General features: G+C 46.7%; 2 protein-coding genes and 1 pseudogene (1 of these 3 running past the window's edge). 2 read left to right on the top strand and 1 reads right to left on the bottom strand.

The genetic code is table 11. The annotated features are described in order from the left end of the window. Positions 1-114: 114 nt before the first annotated feature. Positions 115-369: a hypothetical protein gene (locus tag COV46_02065; protein ID PIR17955.1), complete on the bottom strand. Its 255-nt coding sequence runs from the start codon at positions 367-369 to the stop codon at positions 115-117. A 541-nt stretch (positions 370-910) separates the two neighbouring features. On the opposite strand from COV46_02065, the gene COV46_02060 reads away from it, so the two are divergent. Beyond that, positions 911-1,528, top strand: coding sequence for a hypothetical protein (locus COV46_02060; protein PIR17954.1), 618 nt, complete (start codon positions 911-913; stop codon positions 1,526-1,528). A gap of 47 nt (positions 1,529-1,575) precedes the next feature. Continuing rightward, positions 1,576-2,217: pseudogene (locus COV46_02055) on the top strand (hypothetical protein) (it continues 567 nt past the right edge of the window).

Here is a 2,217-nt window from a genome sequence, read left to right as displayed (position 1 = left end):
CGTTTGAGATCATTCATGGTATGTCAACGGATACTTGTGGGTAATTGAAAGGTTCGCTAGGCGCTTACTCTGTAAAACCGTCTTCTTTGAGCATTGCGGATCACTACTGTCCGGTTAAATTGGGAATAGTGAGAGCTGGGATGATATAGGTTTGACGCGTCTTTCCTTTGGCGCATCTTCCCAGATGCTTTTCAGTGTTCTATTTGCAAAGAGCGTAACCGTCAAGACCGCCATTATGGCCGGCGTGCCCCAACCAAGCCTCGATCGAAATTTCACCATCACGATCAATAAATACGCGATCAGCGCAATCCATATCTGCGCTTTTACAGCATTGGCGCTTGCGCCTTTGTGGATGATGAGGTTCTTCAAAAAACCATGCTTGCCCAGATTCGTGACGATAAACTCCTAAGATGTTCCCGCGCCAGCCCGTCAGGAGCTGGTGCGCGGGGGATGAATATCCATCCCGCCAACGCCGGCTACTTACGTGGCCGAAAGGCTGGCATAAGATGATGTAAGGCTCGGGATACTCGCCAACATCATCTAACCGGTTGGCGGAAAAACTGAATTATAATCCTTCAAAAATCAAATCCCCCAACAATCGAATACCGCACCATGCCGCCCAACACCCTTCCAATCAAACTTCCCCCCCACACACGCTCTCGCTATTCCCAATTTAACCGGACAGTAGTGGTATCAATTATAAAAATCTGTTCGGATTTCTGGATTTGGGGCCCTGCGCCCTTCTTGTGTCTGTGCCAAATTACGAAAAACAGAACACACACAAGTTCAGATATCCGAACTAAAAATATTGAAACGGGAACGCCTAAAATTAAGTTCATATTTATCAACCTGTTACTATGTTTCCCCCCAAAGATACGATGGCACAAATTTTGCTAGGCGATATGTTCATATGGGCATACTAGAAATATATGATGACACAAAATTTTACCCCGCCGCGGTAGCGCTAGAAGTAACGCTCCGCTGCAACATGCGTTACCTTCACTGCGGCTCCAGCGCCGGCGAGAACAAGGAAGGTCTGGGTATCAGCCACGGCCAATACAAAGAGCTGGTAGAATTCATCTGCGAATCACAAAAGGAAGAACGCGAAGGCCGCATTAGCATCAAAACGATGCCGGCCGATTCTATCGGCTACTGTCATTCGTCCGCAATAGACGTCTGGGACGATCTGGAATGGGGCGGGTGCAACGCCGGAAGATATGTCATTGGCATTCAAAGTAACGGCAACGTTTCGGGGTGTTTATCGCTCCAGCATGACAGTTTCATAGTGGGCAACGTCCGCAAGAGGAATCTGAAAGACATCCGGGAAGATAACGAAGCTTTCTCTTATACCCGCGGCTTTAGGAAAGATAAGCTCTGCGGTTCGTGCAAAGACTGCTCAAAAGGTGATGAGTGTAATTCCGGATGCCTCGCGATGGGATATTCGTCAACGGGCGAACTTTATAACAACCCTTACTGCTATAAAAACATAGTTGAAAATACCGCTCATGGTGAGCCTGTCGAACCATGAGGCTAAGAGTTCATCCTTCGACAAGCTCAGGATGAGCGAGAATATTTATGATAAAATCTCTCAAAAATCTTACGTCATCCGAAAAGTTCGTGACGCTGGCTCTTGCGGCGGAAGAGATATTAGAAGATCAGGCGGTCGTTTTTCATTATTTTGGTCCTGCCAATTTAAAAAAGCTCGCGCGGCTTCTTAAAAAAGAGAAGATAGAAAAGATAATCTCGGAACTTAAAGCCCTTGAAAAGGAGACTCTGGTCCTTAGAAAGAACTACCTTGCGTCGCAGGTCCATTCTTTAAGGTCGTTTCTTGAATACGTAGGGCTTAAGCCTGAAGGTGAAGCTCTTTTGCAGGCGGTAAGGGATGTTATAGGTATCGAGCCTCCTAGGCCTTACAACGTCGGCGAGCTTTCCCATGAACTAAATCAGGTCCTTCTGCGCTACGGTTATCAAAGTTACAAGGAATTTCAGGAAGAATTAAAACTTAGCAAATCTCCGGTTAGCGACTTTGAGCTGGGGAAAATGGCGTTAAGACTTAAAGGTTTTACCAAGGCCGATATCGTGCCAAAACTTCTCTACGGCAAAAAGTTATTGCCCAGACTCGACGGGTCCAAAATAACCTTTGGCTTCGGCGAAAAAGGGTGTCCCGCGTGCTACTATGTGTATGAGGGCTCTTACAATGCCAGGATATGCCTATCA

It is taken from the genome of Deltaproteobacteria bacterium CG11_big_fil_rev_8_21_14_0_20_49_13 (assembly GCA_002796305.1).
Taxonomy (GTDB): domain Bacteria; phylum UBA10199; class UBA10199.
The sequence above is the reverse complement of the archived record's forward strand: the minus strand, read 5'-3'. Positions and strand labels throughout refer to the sequence as shown.